Source organism: Glycomyces sp. NPDC049804 (assembly GCF_040674615.1).
GTDB lineage: Bacteria > Actinomycetota > Actinomycetes > Mycobacteriales > Micromonosporaceae > Glycomyces > Glycomyces niveus.
On record NZ_JBFAMQ010000003.1, the window covers coordinates 129,262 to 155,364 of the forward strand.

The window sequence follows — 26,103 nt, forward strand, 5'->3', positions numbered from 1 at the left end:
GATCACCGCAAACCGGGGGAATGCGGGCGGGGTGGTCGCACGTTGTGACGGGTTATGAGCATCATCGGACTTATCGGCAGCGGCCACATCGGCGGCACCATTGCGCGCCTGGCCGTGGGCGCGGGTCACGAAGTCGTCCTCAGCAACCGGCGCGGGCCCGACTCGCTCGCCGACCTCGTCGCGGAGCTCGGCCCGAAGGCCCGCGCGGCGACGCCGGCCGAGGCGGCCGCCGCGGGGGACCTCGTCGTGGTCACCGTCCCGCTCCACGCCTACAAGAGCGTCCCGGTCGAGGAGCTGCGCGGCAAGGTCGTCATCGACACGAACAACTACTACCCGCAGCGCGACGACACGATCGCCGAGCTCGAGGACGAGTCCACGACCACCAGCGAACTCCTGCAGGCGCACCTTCCGGAGTCGTTCGTCGTCAAGGGCTTCAACAACATCTATTTCAAGCACATCGCCGAGCTCGCCCGCCCCCGCGGCGACGGCGGGCGGTCCGTCCTCGCCATCGCCGGCGACAGCGACGCCGCGAAGCGGACGGTCACCGACTTCCTCGACTCGATCGGCTGGGACGCTTACGATGTCGGTCCGCTCGCCGAGGGCTGGCGCTTCCAGCGCGACACCCCGGCGTACGGCCTCCCGTACCTCTCCGAGAAGCCGCAGAACGGCAGCCTCGACGTGCCCGGCCGCCAGGCCACCGCCGACGACTTCGAGCCGCTGCTCAAGGCCGCCAAGCGGTACCGCGACATGTAGCTGACGCCCGGGGACAGGGCCGACGCCTCTTTTGGCGTCGGCCCTGTCGTGCGTCAGGTTCCCGGTCAGCGCGACGACAGGTGCGCGACAGGTCGGCCCGCGAGCATTCTCGGCATGAACACGCAGACCCCAGCCGCGAAGACCGCCGCCCACCCGAACCGCCGCCCGATCCGATTCGTCGAGAAGCTCCTCGCCGACAAGCACTCCCTCCCGTTCTCGATCGCGCTCCACCTCGTGCCCGGCGCGCTGATCGTCGCGGTGTACGCGTTCATCGCCGCGCCGCTGGTGCGCCAGACCCCGTTCCCGCCGTTCCTGTCCTGGGCCATCGCGCTCGCCGTCGTCCTGTTCCCCATGCACTTCGGGATGCTGTGGCTCGGCAAGTACCGCACCGGCAAGTACTCGCTGCGGGGCGCCCTGGGCTACATGGACCGGCCCGTGTCGCGCGGCAAGGTCACCGGCATGATCATCTTCTGTCTCCCGTGGATGTTCGTAGTCTCGCTGGCGCTCATCCCGTACGTGGACACGCCGATCTACAACGCGCTCTTCACCTGGGTGCAGTACGAGGGCGCGGACCCGTCCGGGGTGGGCTACCTCGACGGCTATTCGCAGCAGATGCTGCTCACCACGCTGCTCGTCTGCGGGCCCTTCACCGGGTTCATCCTGCCGCTGATCGAGGAGTACTACTTCCGCGGACTGCTGCTGCCCCGCCTGCCGCAACTGGGGAACTGGGCGCCGATCTTCAACATGTTCCTGTTCTCGGTCTACCACTTCTGGGCACCGTGGACGGTCGTCTCCAAGATGATCTTCCTCTTCCCCGGCGTCTGGCTCGCGTACAGGAAGCAGGACATCCGCATCTCGATCGGCATGCACCCCGGTGCCGCCGCCCTCTCCACCGTCCTCGGCGTCGTCGCCATCTCCCTCGGATACACCTCCCTGTAAGACCCGCACGGCAAAAGGGCGCCGTCCTCGCGGACGGCGCCCTTCGATCGTCTTAAGTGGATAAACCGGGTCAGCCCTTGAGGGCCTGGGTCTGGTTCTGGAGGTTCTCCAGCGAGTCTTTGGCGGCCTGCAGCATCCCTTGGACCTGCTCGAGGCCCTCCTTGATCGCCTGGGCCTGGCCGACCTTGTCCTCGACGCCGAGGACCTGGAACTGCCCGATCAGCTCTTCGCCTGTAGCCTTGGCCGCTTCGATGGCGGCGCGGGCCTGTTCGACGCCTTCGCCGCCCGCCGCGATCGCGCTTGAGAACTCGTCGATATTCGCCATGGCCGAGGCCCTCCTGGTTTCCTGACTGCGATTCCCGAACCGCGCTTCGCGCGACACGACCGCAGCTCACCTTACCGGAACCGGCGGTCCGCCACATCCCGCAGCATTGCGGTGCCGCCGCACCGGCCATGCCCCGCAACAGGTGTCAGGTCGGCCCACCGGTCGGCCCCAACCCTCGCGCGCAAGCGGCGCACCGGGCACGAGCGCGCGGCCCCAAGCTGTCGGCAACCACACCTGCAAAAGTTATCCACAAGCGCTTGACCTGCGACTATCCGGAGTTATCCACAGGCGGAAAAGTTCTTGTTGCCATGGGATCACCATGCGTGAAGTATTGAGTAGCAAAAACACCTCAAACGGATCAGCTTGAATCGAGTTCTCGTAGGAGGCGGCAAGTGGGACGATCGGAGCCGCCAGAAAAGGCCGCGGGCGGGTGCACCCGCCCGCGGCGCCTACGAGAACCGCCGGGTCCTTGCCCAACTGAGGCAGTCGGGCACGGACCCGAAATCCCCGCGCGGGGGACGCGGGTGGGCCTGTCGCGACAGGCCCACCCGCGAAATACACGGCAGCGCAACGCAAGGCTGCAGCCTTGCGGGCGCGGTACGGGTTTCCGCTAACGCCGCCGCTCGCGGTGCGGCCCCGGCAAACACCTGCTCGTGGTGGGGCCGCGATTACGCGGTGGTGCCAGCCTTCGAGTCGGTTTCGGCTGCGGCGGTGAGCAATTCCTCGATGAGATGCCGGGAGTGCCGGGGTCCCTCGCTTCCGGGCTCCCAAGTGCAGGCGATGGTCATCGCGGCGACTCTCCCGGTGGCGAGCACGCTCAGAGCGGCCTCCCGCAGCTGCTCGAAGCTCGGGCCGGGCGAGAACGGGTAGCGGAGGCCGGGGAGGGAGTCGGCGTCGATGACGTCGAGGTCGATGTGCAGGTAGATCGGGCCCTCAGGGGCGTCTGCCGCGGCTTCGACGGGGATGCGGCGGACGGGGCTGTCGGCCAGGTACACGCGCTCGGGCCCGTCGAGGTCGCGGGCGTCGACCAGGGTGATGCGGTGGGCCGGGACGGGGGTGAGTCCGGTGGTCTCGGCGACCGCGGGGTCGCCCTCGCCGATGAGCATGCGCAGGACCATGCCGCCGGGGTAGGCGGAAGTGCTGCTCTCGGGCGTGTGGAGGTCGCCGTGGGCGTCGAACCACATGATCGAGGGTTCGATGCCCTGGCGCTGAAGGCCGCTGACGACGCCGAGGGCCACGGTGCAGTCGCCGGTCACGACGACCGGGTGCGGGGCGGTGGCGACGGCGTCACCGACGAGGTCGTAGAGGCCGGCGACGCGGGACCAGAATGTGTCCCCGTGCAGCTCTTTGGAGACGACGCGGTCGGCGGTGACGGGGAACTCGCTGTCTGGCAGACGTTCGTCGAGGTGGTACGGCACCAGGAGCACGGTCATCAAGAGCCTCCGAATCAGGTCGCGGGGTTCAGCGTGGTCTGGCCCATTATTGCCGGAAAACCGGTGGACCGGTCAAGACCGTGGCGATGCCGCGGTGGCGGCGCCACCGGTTCCAGAGCCGGGTGGGGTCGGTCGGCGGTGCTGGTCAGCAGTGGAGCCCGAGTACGCCGATGGCGGCGACGCCCGCGATGACGGCGCGCACGCCTCCGAGCGAGTATCCGGCCAGGCCCCACGCCAGGGCCGCGAGAGACGGGGCCATACCGATGGCGCTGTGGCGGAAGAGGCTGATGGCGCCCGAGGCGGTCGAGGCGAGGTGCGGAGGGATCGCGGCGAGGGTCATCGCGGTCTGCGAGCTCGCGTAGAGGCCGACGCCGACGCCCACCAGGGCGATGCGCCAGAGCAGGTCGATGATCGTCCACTCGGGGGAGAAGAACGCGATCACCGCCACTGCCGCATGGTGATCGAGCGGATCGAGGACGCCGGAAAGATGAATCTCCAGTGGACGGTAGAAGGCGCGGTCGACATGCTGTGGTCGCTCATCTCGACCGACATGCTGGTGGGTCTGGCCGACGAGCGCGGTTGGGAGACGGCGAAGTTGGCGCAGCGGTTGGGGTTGCTGCCGCGGCGCGCGTTCCTGGCTGTGTGAGGGCGCGGCGAAGGGGCCGGAGCTGATGCTCCGGCCCCTTCACTCCTCATCCCTGCGCGCTAGCCCAGGAAAGCGGTGTTCAGCAGCAGGTTCGGGCTGCCGTTGGGGTCGGCGACGGCGTCCGGGACGGCGCCTTCGGTGAGGGCGGTCGCGACCTCGTCGGGGGTCGCGCCCGGGTTGGCCTCGATGAAGAGCGCGGCGACGCCCGCGACGTGCGGGGTGGCCATCGAGGTGCCGGAGATGGTGTTCTCGGCGTCGGTGCCGTCGATCCAGGCGGAGGTGATGCCCACGCCGGGGGCGAGGAGGTCGACGCATTCGCCGTAGTTGGTGAAGGAGGCCGCGGCGTCGTCTTCGTCCGTGGCGCCCACGGTGATCGCGCTCGCCTCGGAGCCGGGGGAGACGTTGCAGGCGTCCTGGCCCTCGTTGCCGGCGGCGATCGCGAAGGTCACGCCGGACTCGACGGCGGCGGCGATGGCGTCGTTGAGCGCCTGGCTGAAGGAGCCGCCGAGGCTCATGTTGGCGACGGCGGACTCGCCGGCGTTGGCGGCGACCCAGTCGATGCCGCCGATGATGGCGGCGTAGGAGCCGGAGCCTTCGCAGTCGAGGACGCGGACGGGGCGGATCGTGGCGTCCTTGGCGACACCGTAGGTGGCGCCCGCGACGGTGCCGGCGACGTGGGTGCCGTGGCCGTGGCAGTCGGCCGGGTCGGCGTCGTCGTCGATGAAGTCGTAGCCTTCGCCGATGCGGCCCTCGAACTCCTGGTGCTCGAGGTTGACGCCGGTGTCGAGGATGAACGCCTCGACGCCCGTGCCGGTCTGGGTGTACTCGTACTGCTGGTCGAGCGGGAGGGCGTCCTGGTCGACGCGGTCGAGGCCCCATGAGGGCGGGTCGGCCTGGACTTCGGAGGCGTGGGCCATCTGGTTCTGCTCGACGTAGGCGACGGCGTCGTCGGCGGCGAGTTCGACGGCTTCGGCTTCGCTCATCTCGGCGACGTAGCCGTCGACGAGGCCGAGGGTGTCTTCGACGTCGACGCTGACGCCGAGGTCGTCGGCGAGGGCGTTGAGGCCGCCGGTGGCGTCGGCCGCGTGGTCTTCGAGGACCACGATGTACTCGCCGGCGATGGCGTCGGGGGAGTCGGCGCCGATGATGAGGTCACCGGCGTCCGGTGCCGGGGACTCTGCTGCGTTGGCGAAGGCCGAGGCCGCGACGAGCGAGCCTCCGGCCGCTGCCGCCGCGATGCCGATCGCGGTGGCGGTTCGGATGCGCCGTTTCGTTCCTGCCATAGGAACTCCTTCGGTTGTGCGGGGCGTCCGCCTGCTTGGGGGCGGCCGTCCCCGGGGGGAGGGTGGTGCGGACCGGCGGGCGCGGACCGGGCGGGGGGCCCGGTCCGCTTCACCCGTCCGGGCCCAGCGGCTCTGCGACGGGCCGTCAGGCCCTGGCAGTGAGCCTAAGGGCTAGAACAAACTGTGTAAACCCCCCGAATCACATCAAGAGATCAGTGAATGAGCAAATCCAGCGTTTGGTCCAAAAGGGATAAACAGAACGAGGCCTTGTGCTCACTGAGCGCAAGGCCTCGCGGGTATCGGCGGTCTACAGGCTGTAGAGCAGCCGGTTCGGGCTGCCGCTGCCCGCGCCGGTCACCAGACCGGTGGTGGCGTTGCCGGTCACCCAGCTCGCGACCGCGGAGGTCGACGCGCCCGGGTTGGCCTGCAGGTAGAGCGCGACGGCGCCCGCGACGTGCGGGGTGGCCATCGAGGTGCCCGAGATGGTGTTGGTCGACGTGTTGCTGGTGCGCCACGCCGAGGTGATGCTCGAGCCCGGCGCGAACACGTCGAGGCAGGAGCCGTAGTTGGAGTAGCTGGCGCGCGCGTCGCTCGAGGTCGTCGCGCCCACGGTGATCGCCGACGGCGTGGAGGCCGGGGAGACGTTGCAGGCGTTCTGGTTCTCGTTGCCCGCCGCCACGGCGAAGGTGACGCCGGAGGAGACCGCGGCCGCCACGGCGTTGTTGATCGCCGAGGAGTAGCCGCCGCCGAGGCTCATGTTCGCCACGGCGGGCTTGATCGCGTTGGCCGCGACCCAGTTGATGCCGTTGACGACGCCCGCGGTGGTGCCCGAGCCGGCGTTGTTCAGCACGCGCACGCCGTGGAGCGTGACGCCCTTGGCGACGCCGTAGACGGTGCCGCCGATGGTGCCGGCGACGTGGGTGCCGTGGCCGTTGCCGTCCTGCGGCGTGGAGTCGTTGGAGACGAAGTCGTAGCCGTTGCCCACGCGCCCGGTGAACTCGGTGTGGGTGGCGTTGATGCCGGTGTCGATGATGTAGGCGTGCACGCCCGCGCCGGTGTAGTTGTATGTGTAGGTGCCCGAGAGCGGGCGGTTGCGCTGGTCGATGCGGTCGAGGCCCCAGGTCGCGTTCGACTGGGTGGCGCTGAGGGAGACGACGGCGTTCTGCTCGACGAACGCGACGCCGTCCTCCGCGGCGAGTTCCTTGGCCTCGGCTTCGCTGGCCTCCATGAGGAAGCCGTCGATCTGGTCGAAGGTCTCGACGACCTCCTCGCCCTCGATGCTCTTCACGGCGGTGGAGACGGACGTGCCTTCCTCGAGCACGACGATGTACTCGCCCGCGATGGCGCCCGCGGCGTCCTCGCCGACGATGGCGCCGACCGCCGGTTTCGCCTCGGCGGCGGTGGCGGTGAACGCGAGTGCGGTGAAGGCGGCGACGCCGATGACGGCCGCCGCGGATCGCTGCTTGTGCTGCATGGACATGGGGTCCCTTCGGGTGGTCCGGGCCGGTCCAGGGCCCGGACGGGATGGGGTGGTGTGGAAATCGAAAACGGACGGGGGATCGGATCGGCTCGCGCCGACGTTCTACAGGGGGGTGCGGGGCCGCGGTGCGGGACCTGGCGCGGCGCATGCGGCGGGCGACGGCTCCAGGTCGCTGCCGGTGCGGCGCGGTCGACGGGGAGGGCCCGCCCGCGGTCGCCCGCTATTCAGTTGTGCGGGGGAGTCACAGCTCGAGGGTCCAGGAGTTCAGCGTCCCCGAGTCCCCGGAGTACGCGTCCACGATGCGCAGTGTCCAAGTGCCCGTGGCGGTCTCGCTGGAGAGGTTGACCGGGTAAGTGGCGATGACGTTGTCCGCCGAGTCGCCGCTCGAGGAGGTCTTGAGCGTGTAGCTCGTGCCGTCGGGGGCGATCAGGTAGATCGCGAGGTCCCCGCGCCACGTGTGGGTGATGTTGACGGCCACGGTGCTGGTGCTGCGGGCGTTGCCGTCGCAGGTGAGCGCCAGGGTCGAGTTGACGGTGGCCCGGTCGGGGAGCGCGGTGGCGGTCGACTTGGTGGCCGTGCAGTCGCTCGGGTCGGGGTCGGTGCCGCCGCCGGTCCCGGTGTAGAGCAGCCGGTTCGGGCTGCCCTGCAGATCGGTGATCTTGCCGGTGGTGGCGTTGCCGGTCACCCAGGACGCCACCGCGCCCGTGGTGGCGGACGGGTTGAGCCCCAGGTAGACCGCGACGGCGCCCGCGACGTGCGGGGAGGCCATCGAGGTGCCCGAGATGGTGTTGGTGGCGGTGTTGGAGGTGTGCCACGCCGAGGTGATGCTCACCCCGGGCGCGAACACGTCCACACAGGATCCGAAGTTGGAGAAGGAGGCGCGGGCGTCCGTGCTGCTGCTGGCGGCCACCGTGATCGCGGACGGCGCGGAGGCGGGCGAGACGTTGCAGGCGTTCTGGTTCTCGTTGCCCGCCGCGACCGCGAAGGTCACGCCGGCGCTCACCGCGGACTCGACCGCTGAGTTCAGCGACGCGGAGTAGCCGCCGCCGAGGCTCATGTTCGCCACGGCGGGCTTGATCGCGTTCGCGGCGACCCAGTTGATGCCGTTGACGACGCCGGCGGTGGTGCCCGAGCCGGAGTTGTTGAGCACGCGGACCCCGTGCAGGGTCACGTTCTTCGCGACGCCGTACGTGGTGCCGCCGACGGTGCCCGCGACGTGGGTGCCGTGCCCGTTGCCGTCCTGCGGGGTCGAGTCGTTGTCGATGAAGTCGTAGCCGTTGCCCACCCGCCCGGTGAACTCCGTGTGGGAGGCGTTGATGCCGGTGTCCACGATGTACGCGTGCACGCCCGAACCGGTGCCGAGGTACTCGTAGCTGTTGCTCAGCGGCAGGTTCGCCTGGTCGATGCGGTCGAGGCCCCACGTGGCCGGGGACTGCACGGCGTCGATGGAGACGACGGCGTTCTGCTCGACGAAGGCCACGCCGTCCGCGGCGGCGAGTTCCTTCGCCTCGGATTCGCTGGCCTCCATGAGGAACGCGTCGACCTCGTCGAAGGTCTCGACGACCTCCTCGCCCTCGATGCTCTTGACGGCGGTGGAGACGGACGTGCCGTCCTCGAGGACGACGATGTACTCGCCGTCGATGGCGGTCGGCGCGTCGGCGCCGAAGATCTGCCCGGCCGGTTCGGCCTGCGCGGCAAGGCCGCCGAAGGTGACCGAGCCGAGCGCCGCGGCGCCCGCCAGGGACGCGACCGCGATGCGGCGCATGGTTCTGCTTCGAACAAAGGTGTGCGAGACGGTCATAGGGGGGTACTCCCTCTCGGTTCAGACGGGTTGGTGCGCAAGGGATCGATGGGGGCGCACCGCCCGTAGGGCGCGGTTCGGTGGAACCGGTCCTTTCGGGCTTTCAAACCGAGGTTAGGGAAATCACATTGAATTGTGAAGACCCTGGAAGAGCCCCATAAATCAGTGAATGAAGACTCGGTTACCAACCGGTATGGGAGCGTTCGGACCCGCTAGAATATTCGGCTCCGTTATTACTCCGTTGCAGAGACTGCGACGTGATCGACCGCGGCCGCGCCCACCGGTGGCGCGGCCGGTTCGCAAGCGGCGCAGGGCGTTCGCCCTACTCCGCGAGCTCCATCCAGCGCTCCTCGATCTCGTCGCGCTCGGTTTCGAAAGCCGTGACCTGGTCCTGCAGTTCGCCCAGCTTCGCCGGGTCCGTCGCGTGCTCGGCCATGTCGGCGTACAGCCCCGCGATCTTCTCCTCGACCTTCGCCAGGCGCCGCTCGAGCTTCGACAGCTCCTTCTGCGTCGCCCGGTCGTCCGCCGCCGACGACCTCGGCGCAGCGGCGGTGGAGCGCTTCGCCTGCGGCGCAGCGGACTTGTCCGCCCGGCGCTCCAGGTACTCCTCGATCCCGCGCGGCAGGTGCCGCAGCTTGCGGTCGCCCAGCAGCGCCCACTGCTCGTCGGCGACCCGCTCGGTGAAGTACCGGTCGTGGCTGACCACGACCATCGTCCCCGCCCAGTCGTCGAGCAGGTCCTCCAGCTGCGTCAGCGTCTCGATGTCGAGGTCGTTCGTGGGCTCGTCGAGGAACAGCACGTTCGGCTCGGCCATGAGCAGCCGCGCGAGCTGCAGGCGGCGGCGCTGCCCGCCCGAGAGGTCGCGCACGAAGGTGCGCTGGCGCCCGCCCACGAAGCCCAGGCGCTCGCCGAGCTGCCCGGCCGACATCTCCTTCTTGCCCAACTGGACCCGCTTGGCCACGTTCTCGATCGCCTCGAGCACCCGCCAGGAGCCGTCGAGGTCCTCCATGTGCTGGGTGAGCCACGCGAGCTTCACAGTGCGGCCGACCTTGACCCGGCCCGCCGCGGGCTGCTCGTCCTCCAGGGCGTTCGCGAGGGTGCGCAGCAGCGAGGTCTTGCCCGCGCCGTTGACGCCGAGGAGGCCGATCCGCTTGCCCGGGCCCAGGATCCAGTCGAGGCCTTCGAGGAGCACCTGGTCGCCGGCCTTGACGGTGACGTTCTCCGCCTCGAACACGGTCTTGCCCAGGCGCCCGGTCGCGAAGCTCACCAGTTCGGCGGTGTCGCGCGGCGGCGGCTCGTTCGCGATGAGCTCGTTCGCGGCGTCGACGCGGAACTTCGCCTTCCCGGTGCGCGCCTTGGCGCCCCGGCGGAGCCACGCGAGCTCCTTGCGCATGAGGTTCTGGCGCTTCTCCTCGGCGACGTTCGCCTGGCGCTCGCGTTCGGCGCGGGCGAGGACGTAGGCGGAGTAGCCGCCGTCGTACTCGAACACGTTGCCGCGCTGGACGTCCCAGATGCGGTCGCAGATCTCGTCGAGGAACCAGCGGTCGTGGGTGACGGTGATGATCGCCGCGCGCGTGGCGTTGAGGTAGGCGGCGAGCCAGGCGATGCCCTCGATGTCGAGGTGGTTGGTGGGCTCGTCGAGGAGGAGCAGGTCGGCGTCGGCGGAGAGGACGCGGGCGAGGTCGACGCGGCGGCGCTCGCCGCCGGAGAGCACGCCGATGCGGGAGTCGAGGCCTTCGGGGAGGACGGGCGCGTCGAGGCCGCCGAAGAGGCCGGTGAGGATCTCGCGGACGCGCGGGTCGGAGGCCCATTCGTGGGCGTCGGCATTGCCGAAGAGCTCGTCGCGGGCGGTGGCGTCGTCGCGGAGGCCGTCGGTCTGGCCGAGCACGGCGATGCGGGTGCCGCCGGTGTGCACGACCCGGCCCGAGTCCGGTTCGTCCGTGCGGGCGATGAGTTTGAGCAGCGTCGACTTCCCGTCGCCGTTGCGGCCGACGACGCCGACGCGCTGACCTGCGGCGATGCCGAGGGAGACCGCGTCGAGGACCACCTGGTCGGGGTAGGCCTTGGAGACGGTTTCGAGGTTGACGAGATTGGGCGCTGACACGAGGAACAAGACTACCTGCGGTATCGGAGCGGTGAAGGCGACCCGGGTCGCGCCAGTGACGCGCGGCCGGGGCGGGGGGGGGACTCTCCGGTCGCCAGCGGCGGCGCGTCCGAGCGCGGATCGATCGAAGCAGAACGATGCCGGCCTCCTCGGCCGCCCTTGCTGCACCGGAGGCTCCGGCCTCCTTCGCCATGCGCTGCAACCGTCCCGAACTGCGGTCCGGGGATTGCGAGCGCTTTCTGCATCCGCTATGGTGTCGTGAAACAGTCATCATGACGTCATGAATGGATTCATATGACACCCCCGAATGCCACCGCCCGGCGGTTCGAGGCCGGGCGGGCCGTGCTCGCTGTCGCCCGGCTCCTGCCGCAGATCAGCCGCCCGCGCACCGCCCTCTTCATCGCCACCACCGTGCTCGTGGCGGCGCTGCCGCTCGCGATGACGGTCGCCACCGGCCTCCTCATCGGCGCCGTCCCGGCCGCCGCCGAGGCCGGGCCCGGCTCCCCCGAGGCCCGCGACGCCTACCTCCTGCTCGCCGCCGGCGTCACCGCGCTGCTGCTCGGCCGGATCGTCGACAACGTCCACCGCGCCAACGCGATCAACCTCGGCCGGGAACTCGAACTGCTCCTCCAGGATCGGCTCGTCGCCGCCGTCGCCCGCCCCGCCGGGATCGCGCACCTCGAGGACGACGACGTGCTCGCGCTCCTGCGCATCGCCCGCCAGCTCGGCGCCGACTTCATCCGCCCCGAGCGCGCCGTCCGGGGCCTCGCCGCCATCGCGCCCGAGTTCCTCGCCGCCGCCGGCGCCTCGATCGTCCTGTGCGCCTTCAACATCTGGATCGGCCTCGCCTGGCTCGTCGCCTGGCCCGCGATCTTCCTCGCCATGCAGCGCGAGTACACGCGCGTCGGCCTGACCGCGTACATGCGCTCCACCGAGATGCGCGAGAGCGAGTACGTGCGCGACCTCGCCATGGACGCCCGGCCCGCCAAGGAGATCCGCGTGTGGGGCCTCATGGGCTGGCTCCTCGACCGCTACGACCGCCAGTGGGCCGACCGCATGGACCACTCGAACCGGTTCCAGCGCATGCGGGTCCGAACTGCCGTCGGCGTCATCGGCGCCCTCGGCGCGCTCACCGCCGCCACCGGGCTGCTCCTCGTGCAGGCCGGGCTCTCCGGGGCCGTCGGGTTCGCCGCGCTCTCGGTCTACCTGATGGCGATGACCAGCATGTTCAAGTTCACCGCGTTCGACGACGTGGCCGCGTTCCTCGCGCTCGGCTCGCTCCCGGTGCCGAAGGTCCTCGCCCTCGAATCCGAGCTCGCCGCCGACGAACGCCCCGTCACCGCCGAGCTCCCGGCCGAGGCCCCGGCCCGGTCGGTGCGGTTCGAGCAGGTCGCCTTCGCCTACCCCGGCGCCTCGCGGCCCGTCATCGAAGGGCTCGACCTCGAGATCGAGGCCGGCACGTCCCTTGCGGTCGTGGGCCACAACGGCGCGGGCAAGACCAGCCTCGTCAAGCTCCTGTCGGGCCTCTACGAGCCCACCGGCGGGCGCATCACCGTAGACGGCACCGACCTCGCCGGGGTCGACCCGGCGGCCTGGCGCACCCGCCTCTCGGCCCTCTTCCAGGACTTCACCCGCTACCAGCTGACGGTGCGCGACAACATCGCCCTCGGGGCACCGCACCTCGCGGGCGACACCGACCGGATCTGGAAGGCCTGCGAGCCCATGGGTATCCGCGCTCTTATCGACTCGCTCCCCAATGGACTGGACACGGTCCTGTCGAGCGAGTACGAGGGCGGCACCGACCTCTCCGGCGGCCAGTGGCAGCGGATCGCCCTGGCCCGCGCGCTCTTCGCCGTCCAGGCCGGCGCGAGGATCCTCATCCTCGACGAGCCCGCCGCCGCCCTCGACGTGCGCGCCGAAGCCGAGCTCTACGAGCAGTTCCTCGACATCACCGCCGGACTCACGACCATCGTCATCTCGCACCGCTTCTCCACGGTGCGCCGCGCCGACCGCATCGTCGTCCTCGACGGCGGCCGCGTCGTCGAAGACGGCTCCCACGACGAGCTGATGGCCCTCGGCGGGCGCTACGCCGAAGCCTTCACCCTCCAAGCCAACCGCCTCGCCCGCACCCCCCACGTCTAGGAGACGCCATGAAGGACACGATCGCGACACGCCTGCGCGGCCTCAGCAGCGGCCTGGCCGTGGGCTGGCGCTCCCACCCGCGCGCCGTCAACGCCCTCATCGGCCTCGGCATGCTCCAGGCCGCGCTCATGCCGCTCCTGGTCTACCTCTCCAAGGTCGTCATCGACGCCGTCCAGCACGGCCGCGAGCAGGAGGCCTGGCTCGCCGCGGCGGGGCTCGCGGCGGGCATCGCCCTGGTCTGGACGGTCGTCTTCGTCTACGTCAAGTTCGTCTTCGTCGTCCTCGACCACACCAACCGCGCCGCCGACCGCGAACTCATGGTGCTCATGGGCACCCCGCCCGGCCTCGACCACCACGAGCGGCCCGACTACCTCGACGAGGTGCAGCACATCCGCGAGGACCGGTGGCTCCTCTCGGGCGGCGTCAACCAACTGGCGCAATGGATCCGCGCGGTGATCACGATTCTCGTCGGCGGCGCGCTGCTGTTCCGGGTCCACCCGCTGCTGCTCGTCTTCCCGCTCTTCGCGCTGGTGGCGATGGCGATCTCGCACAAGGCCGGGATGATCGAGGACAAGGTCTACGCCGCCACGAGCGAGCCCGAACGCAAGCGCCGCCACCTCTTCGAGGTCGCGACCCTCGCCGAGTCCGGCAAGGAGCTGCGCATCTTCGGCGCCGCCGCGGCCGTCGCCGATCGCCACCACGAGACCGGCGCCGCCGTCGTGGCCGAACGCAACCGGGGCCAGTGGCAGGGCGCGCGCCTCGCCACCGGCGAAGGCGTCCTCTCCGCGGCCGGCATGGCCGCCGGCATCGGCATCGTCCTCTACCTCGCGATCCGCGGCCAGGCCACCGCCGGCGACGTCGTGCTGCTGGTCGGTCTCATCGGCATGGTCGCCGGGGCGGCCGCGAACGTCGCGTTCCAGTCGATGTTCCTCGCGCGCCTCGCCAAACTCGGCGAACGCGTCGCCTGGCTCCGCGAGTACGCCGCGAAGACCAGCGGCCCGACGGAACCGGCCGAGGTCCCCGCCCGCCTCACCGCCGGCGTCACCCTCGAAGGCGTCACCTTCGCCTACCCCGAGTCGAACCGGACCTCCCTCGACGACGTGAGCCTCCACCTCCCGGCCGGCAAGGTCGTCGCTCTCGTCGGCGAGAACGGCGCGGGCAAGACCACGCTCGTCAAACTTCTGTCCGGTTTCTACCAGCCGACCGCCGGTCGCATCAAAGTGGACGACCACGATCTGACCGATTTCGCCGTCGACGCCTGGCGCGAACGCATCGGCGCGACCTTCCAGGACTTCACCCGCTTCGAATTCACCGCCCGCGAGACCGTCGGCATCGGCGACCTCGAAGGGGGCTTCGACGACGCTTCCGTGCGCGCCGCCATGACCCGTGCCGGAGCCGAGGACGTCCTCGACGACCTCCCCGGCGGCCTCGGCACCCGGCTCGGCGCGCGCTGGGACGACGGCACCGACCTCTCCGGCGGGCAATGGCAGAAGCTCGCGATCGGGCGCGGCCGCATGCGCACCGACCCGCTCCTCGTCCTCTTCGACGAGCCCACCGCCGCCCTCGACCCCCAGACCGAGCACGCCCTCTTCGAGCGCTTCGCCGAGGAGGTCCACGCGGGCCGCCAGCGCGGCACCGTGACCGTCCTTGTCTCCCATCGCTTTTCGACGGTGTCGATGGCCGGCCTCATCATCGTCCTGGAGGAGGGCCGCGTCGCCGAGTCGGGCACCCACGACGAGCTGATGGCGAAGCGCGGCGCCTACGCCGAGCTGTACTCGCTGCAGAGCGCCGCCTACCGCTGACCGGGGAGGGCGCGTTCCCTAGAATTCGCGAGGTCGCCGTCTCCCAAGGCGGTGACCTCGCCCTTTGCCCGATCGAAAGTCCCACAATGGCATACGAAACCCCTGAACCTCCCCTCCCGGATGCCGTGCCCGATGCCCCTCGGGCCGATCCTCAAGTCACCGTCGAGGCTGCGCCGGTCGTCGCAGCGTCGGGCTGGGCCGCACTGGCTCCCACCGGGACGGAACGGCACCGGTGTCTCCACCGGGTGCGGTTCGCCGACCTGAACGCGAAGGGGCGCGCCAAACGGGCGCTTTCCGCCGTGGCGCTCTGGTCGGGCGGGGCGGTGACCGCCATCGGCCTGTTCTTCGGGCTCATCTGCATCGGCGCGGGTGTCCAGGGGGAGGTCGGACTGCTGGTCGCTGCCGGGTTGACACTGGTGTGCGGCTTGGTGCTGCAAGCGGTCGGCGCGGTGGCGTTGGCGGTGGTGTGGCGGCGGTTGCATCGTCCTTCGGACCCGGTGATCGGGCTGGCCGCGGCTGGTTTCGTGCTCTTGGCCGTGAGCTTGGCGCTGTTCATGGTGCTCGCCGAGAGCGGGCAGGGGTTCTTGGCCTTGGTCGCGGTGCCGTACGCCTGGATCCTCTGGCAGCTCGTGGCGTTCCGGCGGTCGCTGTATCCGCGTGGCTCCTGCCGGACCCATCCGGGTCTTGCGCCTGCGGTGCTCGCCTTGCTGCGGGATGAGCGCGTGCCGCGGTTCCGTGTGGCGGACTGCCCGCACCGGTTCGGGTTCGGCGAGCTTCGCGTCCGGTACCGGGTCGCCGCCGTGGTGAACTCCCTGCTCCTCACCGGATATGTCGCGATGGTGTTCATCCTGTGGGCGGAGGTGCTCGTTGCCGCTTCGCTCGCGGTCGGTGGGAGTGGGTTCGCCGCGGTGGTGATCGCCCTCCTCGTGCCGCTGGGCAACCTGTTCTCTTTCGGGGAGATCCTTGCCCGTGCCAAGCGGTATCACCGGGCCTCGCGGGCCGTCTGCGTCGGCGCGTTCGCGGGCTACGGCTCGACCGTGGCCGCGGGCTTGTGGCTCGAACTCGGCATGCCTGTCTCGCTTGCGGTGATCGCGCTGACGGCGTACTGGGCGTACAGCGCGGCGTTTGCGATGAGGCATCTGCCGCCTCGGTCCGAGTGCGCTTCCTTGAGCGAACCGCCGCCGGTGGTCCAGCGGATGCTCAAGGCCTGAGCCGTGGTCGGTGACCGACCGGCGGATCGACCGTGCAGAAGGTCGCCCGGCGTTAGGATGTGAGCACCTTCGCCCGGTTTCCTCCTCTGTCTTCGAAAGCCCTCAATGGATCACGACCCTGATGCTGCAGCGCGCCCTGACCCGGTCATCTACGTGGAACCTGCGCCCTTCGAGCCCGGTGTCGGCGAGGGGCTGGAGGACCGGGCGCGTGTTCGCGACACCGCCCTGATCGCGCCCGCCCCTGCGCTCCGGTGCCCACACCGGGTTAACTGGTGGGATCTGCAGGCCGCCAACCGGATCGGGTTCGTGCTCGTGGTGTTGCTGGTGTGGGCGGCGGCGGTGATGGCTCTGGCCGGTCTGCCGTTCGGGATCGCGCTGACCCTGCTGGGCTATCTCCAGGAGGACCTGCCCGGATTCCTGTTCGGCGTGGCCCTCTCGGCCATCGGTGCGCTGCTGCTTTCCGGTGTGGTGGTGTGCCATCGGGTCTGGCGTCGGCTGCACCGGCCCGGCCTCCTGGTCTGCGCGCTCAACACGTTCACGCCGCCGCTGGTGCTGGTGTTCGTGGGGTACATGGTCTTGGAGGGCGCGTGGCCGTGGCTGGTGGTGTTCGTGGTGCCGCCGGTCGCGGAGATGATCGTGCTCTGGTGGTTCCGTTCGGTGCTGTATTCGGGTGCGACCTGCGTGGGCCACCCGTGGCTGCCGCCGACGATCGCGGCGATGCTGAAGGGCTGACGCGCAGGGTCGTCACCACCATAGGGCTGCAAGCCGGCTCGGTGGCCTTCGCCGAGATCGAGGGCACCGTTCACCTCGCCGTGGTCGTGGACCTCGCGGTCGTGGCCGAGGTGGGTGCCGTCCGCACGATTGACGGCTCTGCTACTCGTCCCTAGAATTCGCGTGGCGCAGCCGATCAAGGCTTCGACCTCGCCCTCGATACCATTGAAAGCCCCTAAATGGAATATGAAACGCCTGATTCGCCGCGAATCGACCCGCCCATGACCGTCGAGTCCGGTGGTTCCCGCGTCCTTGCGGAGGAATCGCACCAGGCGAGGAGCATCGTCTGCCGGCATCGCCTGCGGTGGCGCGAGCTCTCCTTCACCAGCAAGTTCAGGACCGCGCTTTATCTCGTCTGCAGTGTCGCCGCCCTCGCTGTGGCGATCGGATGCCTGGTCGATGGCGGCATGGCGCTTCGCGCGGGCCTCGATTCGGGCGACGACCCGCTGATCCTCCGGGGCGGCGTCGAGGTAGCCCTGTTCGTTCCGCTGGTCGCCGGACCGCTCGCCTACCTCCGGCTCTGGCGGTTCCCGCACCGCCCCGCGCGCTCGGCGACGGCGGTCCACGCCTGCGCCGTGCTCATGCTCATCCTCCTCCTCAGCCTGTCGGCAGGCGGCCGGGAATGGTTGGTACTGCTGGCGTTCCCGGCGGCGATGGTCGCCATCGAGCTGCGGTGGCTGCGACGGATACTCACCGAACGGTCCACGTGCTCGACGGAGCCGGGGCGGCCGATGCCGCTGCGGATGCTGACCGCAGAAGGCACGAGGTGGCCGGTCACCGACGAACAGCGCATGTGGGTATTCGGTCCCCGCGTGGTCGAGCCCGGGTTCGACTCGTGGCGCTGCGCGCACGCGATCTTCTGGGACGACCTGCGGACGAAGGCGAAGCTCGAATGGGTGGGATGGGCCATCGCCGAACCGCTCTACTGGGCGGGGCTCATGCTCACCTTCGCTGCGGTGTTCCTGCACCAGGACCGCCTTCTCGCCGCGTCCCCGATCGGGCTGCACTCGTCCGCCCCGCTCATCGCCGCGGGACTCCTCGCGTACCAGGTGCAGCTCGCGAAGCGCGCACTCCGCGGCAGGCCGCTGTTCCATCGCACCGCCACCGCGGTCTATGTGCACGGCGCTGTCGGGAACGTCTTGATCGCCGCCCTGGCCGCGGGCATCGCCTTGGAGCTCGACCGCCCCTATTTCTGGGCGGTGACGGCCCTGGCGCTCTACCAGGCGTACTCGGTGATCGACCTGCTGATGTTGGAGACGCCGTGGTCGAGCTGCGCCGCCCGGCCCGAGCTGCACCGCAGGGTGCGGGCTTCGCTCAGGCCGGGGAGGGGCGGGGCGCCGTTCTGAGCCGCGCAGGGCGGTGGAACGCGGTCGGGGCGGGCCGCAGCAGCGGCCCGCCCCGACGCGGATCGGTTGTCTAGGCGCGGTTGTAGGCGCTCGCGACCGCGCGCATCGTGGCCAGGACGATGTTGGGGTGCACGCCTGCGCCCCAGACGGTCCGGCCGTCGATGGCGCACTCCACGTACGACGCGGCCTGGGCGTGCTGGCCGGCGGACAGGGCGTGCTCGGTGTAGTCGAGGACTTCGACGTCGACGCCGACCGTGGACAGGGCGTCGGTGAAGGCGGAGAGCGGGCCGTTGCCGGTGCCGGAGATCTTCTGCTCGACGCCGTTCAGGACGATGTGCGCGTCCAGGGTCAGCGTCTCTCCGGTGTAGACGGTGGTGTGGTCCTCGACGACCAGGCGCGGCGTGGGCTGGTACTCGGGGTGGTACTCGCGGCGGAAGATCTCGTGGATCTGCTGCGTCGAGACCTCCTTGCCGGAGGCGTCGGTGTGGCGCTGGATGGCGCCGCTGAACTCGATCTGCATGCGGCGCGGCAGGTCGAAGCCGTACTCGCTCTGCATGACGTAGGCGACGCCGCCCTTGCCGGACTGGGAGTTGACGCGGATGACGGCCTCGTAGGTGCGGCCGACGTCCTTGGGGTCGATGGGCAGGTACGGTACGCCCCAGGTGAACTCGTCGACGGGGACGCCCGCGGCGGCGGCGTCGGCCTCGAGGTGGGCGAAGCCCTTCTTGATGGCGTCCTGGTGCGAGCCGGAGAACGCCGTGTAGACCAGGTCGCCGGCGTACGGGTGCCGCTCGGGCACGGGCAGCTGGTTGCAGTATTCGACGGCGCGCTTGATCTCGTCGATGTTGGAGAAGTCGATGCCCGGGTCGACGCCCTGGCTGAACAGGTTGAGGCCCAGGGTGACCAGGCAGACGTTGCCGGTGCGCTCGCCGTTGCCGAACAGGCAGCCCTCGACGCGGTCGGCGCCGGCCTGCACGGCCAGTTCGGCGGCGGCGACGCCGGTGCCGCGGTCGTTGTGGGGGTGGACCGACAGGATCAGGGACTCGCGGTTCGGCAGGTTGCGGTGCATCCACTCGATGGAGTCGGCGTACACGTTCGGGGTGGCCATCTCGACCGTGGCGGGCAGGTTCACGATCAGGGGCCAGTCCGGGGTGGGCTGGATGACCTCGGCGACCTTCGCGCAGACCTCGACGGCGTAGTCCAGTTCGGTGCCGGTGTAGGACTCGGGGGAGTACTCGTAGCGGATCGCGGTGTCGGGGGTGTGGATCTCGCGGTATTTCAGGCACAGCCGCGCGCCCTGCGTGGCGATGTCGGTGATGCCGTCCTTGTCCAGCCCGAACACGACGCGGCGCTGCAGCGTCGAGGTCGAGTTGTAGAAGTGGACGATGGCCTGCTTGGCGCCGCGCAGGCTCTCGAAGGTCCGCTCGATCAGGTGCTCGCGGCACTGGGTCAGGACCTGGATGGTGACGTCGTCGGGGATGAGGTCCTGCTCGATCAGCTGCCGCACGAAGTCGAAGTCGGTCTGCGACGCGGAGGGGAAGCCGACCTCGATCTCCTTGTAGCCCATGTCGACCAGCAGCTGGAACATCTTCTTCTTGCGGTCGGGGGTCATCGGGTCGATGAGCGCCTGGTTGCCGTCGCGCAGGTCCACCGCGCACCAGGTCGGGGCGGTCTCGGTGACCTTGTCCGGCCAGGTGCGGTCGGGCAGGTCGACCTTGAACTGGGAGTGGTAGGGCTGGTAGCGCTTGACGCGGTCCGCGAAGGCCGAACCGGTGGAAGACGTGGAAGTCACGGATGCTCCTGAAGAATGTCGCTGGTGGTCTGAAGCCGTAGTCGCCTGAGCCAGCCGGCATGCGAAAACCCGCGACGAGGAGCCGACCTAGTTGGCCCCGCCGCGGCAGCTAAGGAGCATCGAGTACCGCATGACCCCGAGAGCGTACACCGGCGGCGCGACTCCGGTCGACTTCGACGCCCGCATGCTGGGACGGCGCGTTGGTGGGGCGCTGCGGGCGGCGCCGCGTCGCCGCGGCGCCCCCGCCGGCCCGGCTACGGGTGGATCAGCAGGTCGTCGACCGCGAGGCGGGCGCGCTGGGCCCGGTCGGGGCCCGCGACGGCGTCGGCCAGTTCGGCCGGGTCGCCCGGCTCGCCGATCGCGACCACCGTGGTCGGCACGAGCGGCGCCTCCAGCGCGAACTCGGCGGCCAGCGCGGCGGCGTCGAAGCCGCCCATCTGGCGGACGGTGAGCCCTTCGGCGGCGGCCTGGAACGTCAGGTGCGCGATGGCCTGCCCGAGGTCGTAGGCGGCGTGCGAGAGGGGGCCGCGCGCGTTGGCGTCGGTGCGGACGGCCACGAGGAGCGCGGAGGCGTTGGCGGCCCAGTCGCGGTTGCCGGGGTTGAGGGTCTCGAGGACGCGCTTGAACTCGCCGGTGTCGCGGCGGGCGAGGAGGAACCGCCACGGCTGCGTGTTGCCGGCGCTTGGGGCCCAGCGGGCGGCTTCGAGGAGGGCGGCGACCTGCTGCTCGGTGAGGTCGACGCCGGGGGCGAAGGCGCGGGTGGAGTGGCGGGCGGCGAGCAGCGGGTGGATCGGGACCGCGGTCTGGGCGTGGCGGTCGGTCGGTGCGGTCATGCGCGTTCCTTCGGTTGCTGGTCTCGCGCGGCGCGGCCGGTGTCCCGGCGGGCGCGTCGGCTGTCGGTGACGGCGGCGCCGTCGTGGTAGCGGCGTCGTCGCTCGCCATCGTTCATGGTGCCACGGAACGGGAGCGGAACGCCTGCTCGTGTCGCCTTCCTTACTCTCGTTTCACTCGGCGGGAGCGGGTTCGGGGGACGGCGTCGGTGCCGGTGTGGCGGCCGGGTCGGGTGGGGGCGTCGCGGACGGGTCGATGCTCGGGCTCGGTTCGACGGGGGCCTTGCGGCTCAGCGGTTCGGCGTCGCTGAGGTCTCCGGGGAGCTCGACGGTGGCGACGGCTTCGGCGGGCGGGGCGGCGAGTTCGAGGGTGCCGAAGCCGCCGCTCGCGACTGACAGGATCGTGCCGGCCTCGTCGAGGCACCATTCGCCGGGCGGGATGGGCGGGTCGACGGCGATGGTGTTGGGGGTGAGGGTGAAGCAGTCGCCGTCCTGGGTGATGACGAACGGCAGGTGCCGGTCGAGCAGCTGCGGGAGCCATTCGACGAACGGGAGCTGCACCTTCGGGTCGTAGTCCTTGGGGATCTCGCCGGTGATGCCCGCGATGCGCACGCACCGGCCGGCCGCGCATTGGAAGAACCCGCCGGTGGTCCAGGCGACGGTGACGTCGATCGTGCCGTCGTGCGCCCAGCTGGGCACGTCCACGCGCCAGGTGCCGTCGGCCGCGGCCCACACGGTGACGGTGCCGCCCTCGGACCATGCGTACTCGGCGGTGAAGGTCTCGTCGAGGGCGAGGCTGACGCGGCCGATCAGGGTCGCCTGGGCGCTGGCGCGCCGGGGCGACCGCTCGGGTTCGTCGACCGCGGTGGCGGTGCCGCAGCCCGCCAGGAGCGCCGTGAGCGTGAGGGCCGCCACTGCCTTGCCCGTCCATGTCCATGCCACCGCCCGATTCTCTGTCCCACCACCCAGAACGACCTGGCGACACACCGGTATGCGCAGTTAAGGTGAGGTGGCCGTCCCCGACCGGACGGCTTCGAGTGACCTGAGACACAGCGAGTGAGGTGAAATCCGTGGCGCTAGTCGTGCAGAAGTACGGCGGTTCATCGGTGGAGAATGCCGAACGCGTCAAGCGCGTCGCCGAACGAGTGGTCGCGACGCGAAAGCGCGGCGACGACGTGGTCGTCGTCGTCTCCGCCATGGGTGACACCACCGACGAGCTGCTGGACCTCGCGGCCCAGGTCTCGCCGGTGCCGGAGCCCCGGGAACTCGACATGCTGCTGACGGCCGGCGAGCGCATCTCCATGGCGCTCCTGGCGATGGCGATCAACAACCTCGGCTTCCAGGCCCGGTCGTTCACCGGCTCCCAGGCCGGCATGATCACCACCGCCGCGCACGGCGTCGCCCGCATCATCGACGTCACCCCCGGGCGCATCCGCTCCTCGCTCGACGAGGGGTTCATCACCATCGTCGCCGGGTTCCAGGGCGTCAGCCAGGACACCAAGGACATCACCACGCTCGGCCGCGGCGGCTCGGACACGACCGCCGTCGCGCTCGCCGCAGCGCTGGAAGCCGACGTCTGCGAGATCTACTCCGACGTCGACGGCGTCTTCACCGCCGACCCGCGGATCGTGCCGAACGCGCAGAAGCTCGATTCGATCACCTTCGAGGAGATGCTGGAGATGGCGGCTTCGGGCGCCAAGATCCTGCACCTGCGCAGCGTGGAATACGCCCGCCGCTACGGGATGCCGCTGCACGTCCGTTCGTCGTACTCGACCAAGACCGGCACGATGGTGTCGGGTTACATGGAGGAGCTGCCCGTGGAGCAAGCACTCATCAGCGGCGTCGCGCACGACCGCTCCGAGGCCAAGATCACCGTCACCAGCGTCCCGGACAAGCCCGGCGCCGCCGCCTCGATCTTCCAGGTGATCGCCGACGCCGAGATCGACATCGACATGATCGTCCAGAACGTCTCGACCGCCGGCAACGGCCACACTGACATCTCGTTCACCCTGCCCAAGGAGTCCGGGCCGAAGGCGACCGAGCAGCTCAAGAAGCACCAGGACGCCATCGGCTTCGCCAAGCTCATCTACGATGAGAACATCGGCAAGATCTCGCTCATCGGCGCCGGCATGCGCTCGCACCCGGGCGTCACCGCGAACTTCTGCCAGGCGCTCGCCGACGCCGGCGTCAACATCGAGATCATCTCGACCTCGGAGATCCGCATCTCCGTGGTCTGCCGCGACACCGACCTCGACGCGGCGGTGCGCGCGGTCCACGACAAGTTCGAACTCGGCGGCGCCGAAGAGGCCGTCGTCTACGCGGGAACGGGGCGGTAACCATGGCGCGCAAGCTGAACGTCGCCATCGTCGGGGCGACCGGCGTGGTCGGATCGATCATGCGCCGGCTCATCGCCGAAGAGCGCGGCAACTGGGGCGAGGTGCGCCTCGTCGCGTCCGCCCGCTCCGCCGGGAAGATCCTGTCGGTGGGCGATGAGCAGATCGAAGTGCAGGCCATCAGCGCCGACGTCTTCGACGGCATCGACATCGCGCACTTCGACCTCCCGGACGAGGTCAGCGCCGAATGGGTCCCCGTCGCCGCCGCCAAGGGCGTCGTCGTCATCGACAAGTCCGCGTACTTCCGCATGGACCCGGACGTGCCCCTGGTCGTCCGCGAGGCCAACCCGGGAGCGGCCGCCGTGCGCCCCAAGGGCATCATCGCGAACGCCAACTGCACCACCCTCGCGCTCATCCCGTCGCTCGCGGCCCTGAACGAGGCGTTCGGCCTCGTCTCCATGTCCGTGGCCTCCTACCAGGCCGCGTCCGGCTCCGGCAAGGAAGGCCTCGAGGCCCTCTACGCCCAGATGCAGAAGATCGCCGGCATCGACGGCCTCGGCACGGCCGGCAACGACCTGCGGCAGGTCCTCGGCGAGGAGTTCAACACGCCGTTCGGGGCGCCCCTGGCGCTCAACGTCGTGCCGAAGGTCGGCGGCTGGAAGGACGACGGCTGGACCTCCGAGGAGCTCAAGGTCCGCAACGAGTCCCGCAAGATCCTCGGCCTGCCCGACCTCAAGGTCGCCTCGACCTGCGTGCGCGTGCCCGTGGCCGTCGGCCACTCGCAGGTCGTCCACGCCACCTTCGAACGCGAAGTGACCGTCGCCGAGGCCCACCGCGTGCTCGCCGCCGCCGACGGCGTCGACCTCGTCGACGACCCGGCCAACATGGTGTTCCCCATGCCGATCGACTCGGCGGGCAAGGGCGGCACCCAGATCGGGCGCGTGCGCCAGTCGATCGACTTCCCGAACTCCCTCGAGTTCTTCGTCGTCGCCGACAACCTCATGAAGGGCGCCGCACTCAACTCGATCGAGACCGCGGACCTCGTCCGCCGCGAACTCGAAGCGCAGCGCTAGCAGACGAAGCGACGGGCGGTCCGCAGTGCATGCACTGCGGACCGCCCGTTTTTCGCGATGGAGGTACCTGATCCGATACCTGAAGGAGGCGTGATGGCTGATGACCTCATTCGGCGGGCCAGGAAGACCGCGAATCTCAAACAGGCCGAACTGGCGCAACTCGCCAAGACTTCCCGGCCGGCTTTGTCGGCGTATGAGCACGGGCAGAGGTCACCTACGATGGCGACCGCCCAGCGAATCCTCGAAGCCGCTGGGTTCGAACTCACGATCGAGCCGCGGATCCGGTTCGAGCTGCACACCACTGCGCGCGGCAGGCCTTTCCACGTACCCGATCATCTTCCCCGGCTGTCGGCAGCGGCTGCCCTCGCCCAGATCCGGTTGCCGCTCTACCTGAACTGGTCCGATCGCGACCGTGTGTTCGACCTCTCCGATCGGCGCCAGCGAGCGCGCGTATACGCGATCGTGTTGCGAGAGGGCACTCCGGCTGACCTCCTCGAATACATTGATGGAACCCTGCTCGCCGACCTCTGGGAAGACCTAGCCCTGCCCCGGGAGATCCGCGAAGCCTGGGCGCCGATCATCCATGGACGAAACGGGTTATGGCCCAAGCAGGACTGACACCGCTCCAATCCGCATCCCTACGGTTGTCCTTCGACCTCCCCGAAAGCCAAGGCTTCGTCTTGGCCGGCGGTGGAGCGCTCATTGCCCAACAGCTCATCGACCGGCCCACCGATGACCTCGACCTCTTCGCTTCGCCGCAGCACACCTCAGTCGTACCTGCCGCCCGGGCATTTGCAGGTGCGGTCGCCGAACTCGGCTGGGAACTCGCGGTCATCCAGGAAGTCCCGACCTTCTGCCGGATGCATCTCATCGGCATGGACGATGAACTCGTGATCGATCTCGCCATCGACGCGCCTCCGCGACTGCCTACCGTCAACACTGCCGCCGGACCGATGCTCGATCCGCTGGAACTGGCCGGGCAGAAGCTACTGGCGCTGTTCGGGCGGGCCGAGCCCCGCGATTTCGCCGACGTCTTCCTACTCGCCCGACTCTTCGGAAAGCCGGAACTGCTCGCCCGTGCCTCCGACATCGATCCCGGATTCGAACCGGTCGTCCTCGCCTCGATGATGCGAATGCTTACCAGGCTCGAAGACGACGAACTGCCCGTGGCAGCGGGCATTGTGGTGCAGCTGCGCGCTTTCTTCCACGACTGGGCATCCGAGCTCGAAGGCTGAGCGGCGGCCCGGGAGAAGATCCCGGGCCGCCCGTCGCTTCGTATCGCCCTAAGCGTCGCGCTTCTTGAACAAGGTCCAGGCCGCGGCGACGATGACCGCCGCGAAGACCGCGAACACCGCGCCCGAGCCCCAGCGGCCGAAGTAGTCGAAGTCCGGCATCCCCGGCGCCGACATCGCCGTCAAGTCCACCGCCATCAGCCTCGCCCCCGACGAGAACGGCAGGAACCTCACCACCGGCACCAGCCAGTCCGCCGCGGGCAGGAACGACAGCCCGAAGATCAGGTTCTCGATGATCAGCGGCGCCAGGAAGATCACCACCAGCGCCGAAGGCACACCCCGGAACAGCAGGCCCAGGCCCAGACCCGTCAGCGTGTAGATCAGCGTGTACACCACATAGCCGATCAGCGCCGACCGCAGCGGGTCCTCGAACAGACCCGGCACGTCGCCCCAGAAGATCAGCAGCGTCAACGCGTTCAACGCCAGCGACAGCAGCGTCACCGCCACCGTCACCCCCGATACCACCAGGATCTTCGCCAGGATCAGCCGCGACCGCTGCGGCAGCGCCGTCAGCGTCGGCTGGATCGTCCCGTGCCGGTACTCGTGCCCGGTCGCGAAGATCCCGATGATCGCCATGAACACCGCCAGGAACGGGATCCCGAACGCCGCACCGCCGTTGAGCCCGGCCGCGGCCGTCGTCTGATCCAGCGGCTGGTCCGACACCGCGAACCCGGCGATCACCGGAATCGCCAGCGCGGCGAGCACGCCGATCCCCGAAAGCCAGTACGTGGACCGCAGCGTCGTCAG

The 26,103-nt window shown here is 69.8% G+C and carries 24 protein-coding genes; 13 read left to right on the forward strand and 11 right to left on the reverse strand.

Features of this window, described 5'->3' with window-relative positions; translation table 11 throughout:
- The first annotated feature begins 54 nt into the window (after window positions 1-54).
- The gene (locus tag AB0K52_RS05310) at window positions 55-753 is read left to right on the forward strand and encodes an NADPH-dependent F420 reductase (protein WP_363526440.1); all 699 of its coding nucleotides are present in this window, start codon (window positions 55-57) and stop codon (window positions 751-753) included.
- 114 nt (window positions 754-867) lie between these two features.
- Window positions 868-1,692: a CPBP family intramembrane glutamic endopeptidase gene (locus tag AB0K52_RS05315; protein WP_363526443.1), complete on the forward strand. Its 825-nt coding sequence runs from the start codon at window positions 868-870 to the stop codon at window positions 1,690-1,692.
- A 70-nt stretch (window positions 1,693-1,762) separates the two neighbouring features.
- Here the strand turns inward: AB0K52_RS05315 and AB0K52_RS05320 are convergent, their stop codons facing one another.
- From AB0K52_RS05320 to AB0K52_RS05330, 3 genes are all read right to left on the reverse strand, one after another.
- Window positions 1,763-2,017, reverse strand: a complete 255-nt coding sequence (locus tag AB0K52_RS05320) for a hypothetical protein (RefSeq protein ID WP_208498828.1) — start codon at window positions 2,015-2,017, stop codon at window positions 1,763-1,765.
- A 668-nt stretch (window positions 2,018-2,685) separates the two neighbouring features.
- Entirely contained in the window at window positions 2,686-3,450 is a 765-nt protein-coding gene (locus tag AB0K52_RS05325; RefSeq protein ID WP_363526446.1) for an arginase family protein, read from the reverse strand.
- Window positions 3,451-3,595: 145 nt separating this feature from the next.
- Window positions 3,596-3,898 carry a hypothetical protein gene (locus AB0K52_RS05330; protein ID WP_363526449.1) on the reverse strand — a complete coding sequence of 101 codons (303 nt, stop codon included), beginning with the start codon at window positions 3,896-3,898 and terminating at the stop codon, window positions 3,596-3,598.
- Between the two features lie 9 nt (window positions 3,899-3,907).
- Here AB0K52_RS05330 and AB0K52_RS05335 point away from each other — a divergent pair, with 9 nt between their 5' ends.
- Window positions 3,908-4,096, forward strand: coding sequence for a hypothetical protein (locus tag AB0K52_RS05335; RefSeq protein ID WP_363526452.1), 189 nt, complete (start codon window positions 3,908-3,910; stop codon window positions 4,094-4,096).
- Between the two features lie 59 nt (window positions 4,097-4,155).
- Here AB0K52_RS05335 and AB0K52_RS05340 read toward each other — a convergent pair whose 3' ends face one another.
- The 4 genes from AB0K52_RS05340 to AB0K52_RS05355 all read right to left on the reverse strand — a co-directional run bounded on the left by AB0K52_RS05340 (window position 4,156) and on the right by AB0K52_RS05355 (window position 10,764).
- Complete coding sequence (locus AB0K52_RS05340; RefSeq protein WP_363526455.1) at window positions 4,156-5,379, reverse strand: S8 family serine peptidase; 1,224 nt, start codon at window positions 5,377-5,379, stop codon at window positions 4,156-4,158.
- 307 nt (window positions 5,380-5,686) lie between these two features.
- Window positions 5,687-6,859, reverse strand: coding sequence for a S8 family peptidase (locus AB0K52_RS05345; RefSeq protein WP_363526457.1), 1,173 nt, complete (start codon window positions 6,857-6,859; stop codon window positions 5,687-5,689).
- Window positions 6,860-7,100: 241 nt separating this feature from the next.
- Window positions 7,101-8,624 carry a S8 family serine peptidase gene (locus AB0K52_RS05350; protein WP_363526459.1) on the reverse strand — a complete coding sequence of 508 codons (1,524 nt, stop codon included), beginning with the start codon at window positions 8,622-8,624 and terminating at the stop codon, window positions 7,101-7,103.
- Between the two features lie 358 nt (window positions 8,625-8,982).
- Entirely contained in the window at window positions 8,983-10,764 is a 1,782-nt protein-coding gene (locus tag AB0K52_RS05355; protein WP_363526461.1) for an ABC-F family ATP-binding cassette domain-containing protein, read from the reverse strand.
- Between the two features lie 294 nt (window positions 10,765-11,058).
- Here AB0K52_RS05355 and AB0K52_RS05360 point away from each other — a divergent pair, with 294 nt between their 5' ends.
- From AB0K52_RS05360 to AB0K52_RS05385, 6 genes are all read left to right on the forward strand, one after another.
- The gene (locus AB0K52_RS05360; protein WP_363526464.1) at window positions 11,059-12,906 is read left to right on the forward strand and encodes an ABC transporter ATP-binding protein; all 1,848 of its coding nucleotides are present in this window, start codon (window positions 11,059-11,061) and stop codon (window positions 12,904-12,906) included.
- Between the two features lie 8 nt (window positions 12,907-12,914).
- Window positions 12,915-14,708 carry an ABC transporter ATP-binding protein gene (locus AB0K52_RS05365; RefSeq protein WP_363526467.1) on the forward strand — a complete coding sequence of 598 codons (1,794 nt, stop codon included), beginning with the start codon at window positions 12,915-12,917 and terminating at the stop codon, window positions 14,706-14,708.
- Window positions 14,709-14,794: 86 nt separating this feature from the next.
- On the forward strand, window positions 14,795-15,919 hold the full coding sequence (locus AB0K52_RS05370; protein ID WP_363526470.1) for a hypothetical protein: 1,125 nt from the start codon (window positions 14,795-14,797) through the stop codon (window positions 15,917-15,919).
- A gap of 105 nt (window positions 15,920-16,024) precedes the next feature.
- On the forward strand, window positions 16,025-16,651 hold the full coding sequence (locus AB0K52_RS05375; protein ID WP_363526472.1) for a hypothetical protein: 627 nt from the start codon (window positions 16,025-16,027) through the stop codon (window positions 16,649-16,651).
- Complete coding sequence (locus AB0K52_RS05380; RefSeq protein WP_363526475.1) at window positions 16,612-16,806, forward strand: hypothetical protein; 195 nt, start codon at window positions 16,612-16,614, stop codon at window positions 16,804-16,806. Before AB0K52_RS05375 ends, AB0K52_RS05380 begins: the two co-directional genes overlap by 40 nt.
- A gap of 63 nt (window positions 16,807-16,869) precedes the next feature.
- The gene (locus AB0K52_RS05385) at window positions 16,870-18,036 is read left to right on the forward strand and encodes a hypothetical protein (protein ID WP_363526477.1); all 1,167 of its coding nucleotides are present in this window, start codon (window positions 16,870-16,872) and stop codon (window positions 18,034-18,036) included.
- A 70-nt stretch (window positions 18,037-18,106) separates the two neighbouring features.
- On the opposite strand, the gene leuA is transcribed toward AB0K52_RS05385, so the two are convergent.
- The 3 genes from leuA to AB0K52_RS05400 form a co-directional block, all read right to left on the reverse strand.
- The gene (leuA, locus tag AB0K52_RS05390) at window positions 18,107-19,828 is read right to left on the reverse strand and encodes a 2-isopropylmalate synthase (RefSeq protein ID WP_363526480.1); all 1,722 of its coding nucleotides are present in this window, start codon (window positions 19,826-19,828) and stop codon (window positions 18,107-18,109) included.
- A 254-nt stretch (window positions 19,829-20,082) separates the two neighbouring features.
- The gene (locus tag AB0K52_RS05395; RefSeq protein WP_363526483.1) at window positions 20,083-20,661 is read right to left on the reverse strand and encodes a nitroreductase family protein; all 579 of its coding nucleotides are present in this window, start codon (window positions 20,659-20,661) and stop codon (window positions 20,083-20,085) included.
- A 171-nt stretch (window positions 20,662-20,832) separates the two neighbouring features.
- Window positions 20,833-21,600 carry a hypothetical protein gene (locus tag AB0K52_RS05400; protein WP_363526486.1) on the reverse strand — a complete coding sequence of 256 codons (768 nt, stop codon included), beginning with the start codon at window positions 21,598-21,600 and terminating at the stop codon, window positions 20,833-20,835.
- Window positions 21,601-21,728: 128 nt separating this feature from the next.
- Between AB0K52_RS05400 and AB0K52_RS05405 the strand changes: the two genes are divergently transcribed.
- The 4 genes from AB0K52_RS05405 to AB0K52_RS05420 all read left to right on the forward strand — a co-directional run bounded on the left by AB0K52_RS05405 (window position 21,729) and on the right by AB0K52_RS05420 (window position 25,299).
- Window positions 21,729-22,994 (forward strand): aspartate kinase, encoded by a 1,266-nt coding sequence (locus AB0K52_RS05405; RefSeq protein ID WP_208498841.1) that lies wholly within the window; start codon window positions 21,729-21,731, stop codon window positions 22,992-22,994.
- A 2-nt stretch (window positions 22,995-22,996) separates the two neighbouring features.
- Window positions 22,997-24,064 (forward strand): aspartate-semialdehyde dehydrogenase, encoded by a 1,068-nt coding sequence (locus AB0K52_RS05410; protein WP_363526489.1) that lies wholly within the window; start codon window positions 22,997-22,999, stop codon window positions 24,062-24,064.
- A gap of 93 nt (window positions 24,065-24,157) precedes the next feature.
- Entirely contained in the window at window positions 24,158-24,682 is a 525-nt protein-coding gene (locus AB0K52_RS05415; RefSeq protein ID WP_363526492.1) for a helix-turn-helix transcriptional regulator, read from the forward strand.
- A gap of 26 nt (window positions 24,683-24,708) precedes the next feature.
- Window positions 24,709-25,299, forward strand: a complete 591-nt coding sequence (locus AB0K52_RS05420; protein WP_363526494.1) for a nucleotidyl transferase AbiEii/AbiGii toxin family protein — start codon at window positions 24,709-24,711, stop codon at window positions 25,297-25,299.
- A 48-nt stretch (window positions 25,300-25,347) separates the two neighbouring features.
- Here AB0K52_RS05420 and AB0K52_RS05425 read toward each other — a convergent pair whose 3' ends face one another.
- Window positions 25,348-26,061, reverse strand: coding sequence for an ABC transporter permease (locus AB0K52_RS05425; protein WP_363526497.1), 714 nt, complete (start codon window positions 26,059-26,061; stop codon window positions 25,348-25,350).
- Window positions 26,062-26,103: the final 42 nt, after the last annotated feature.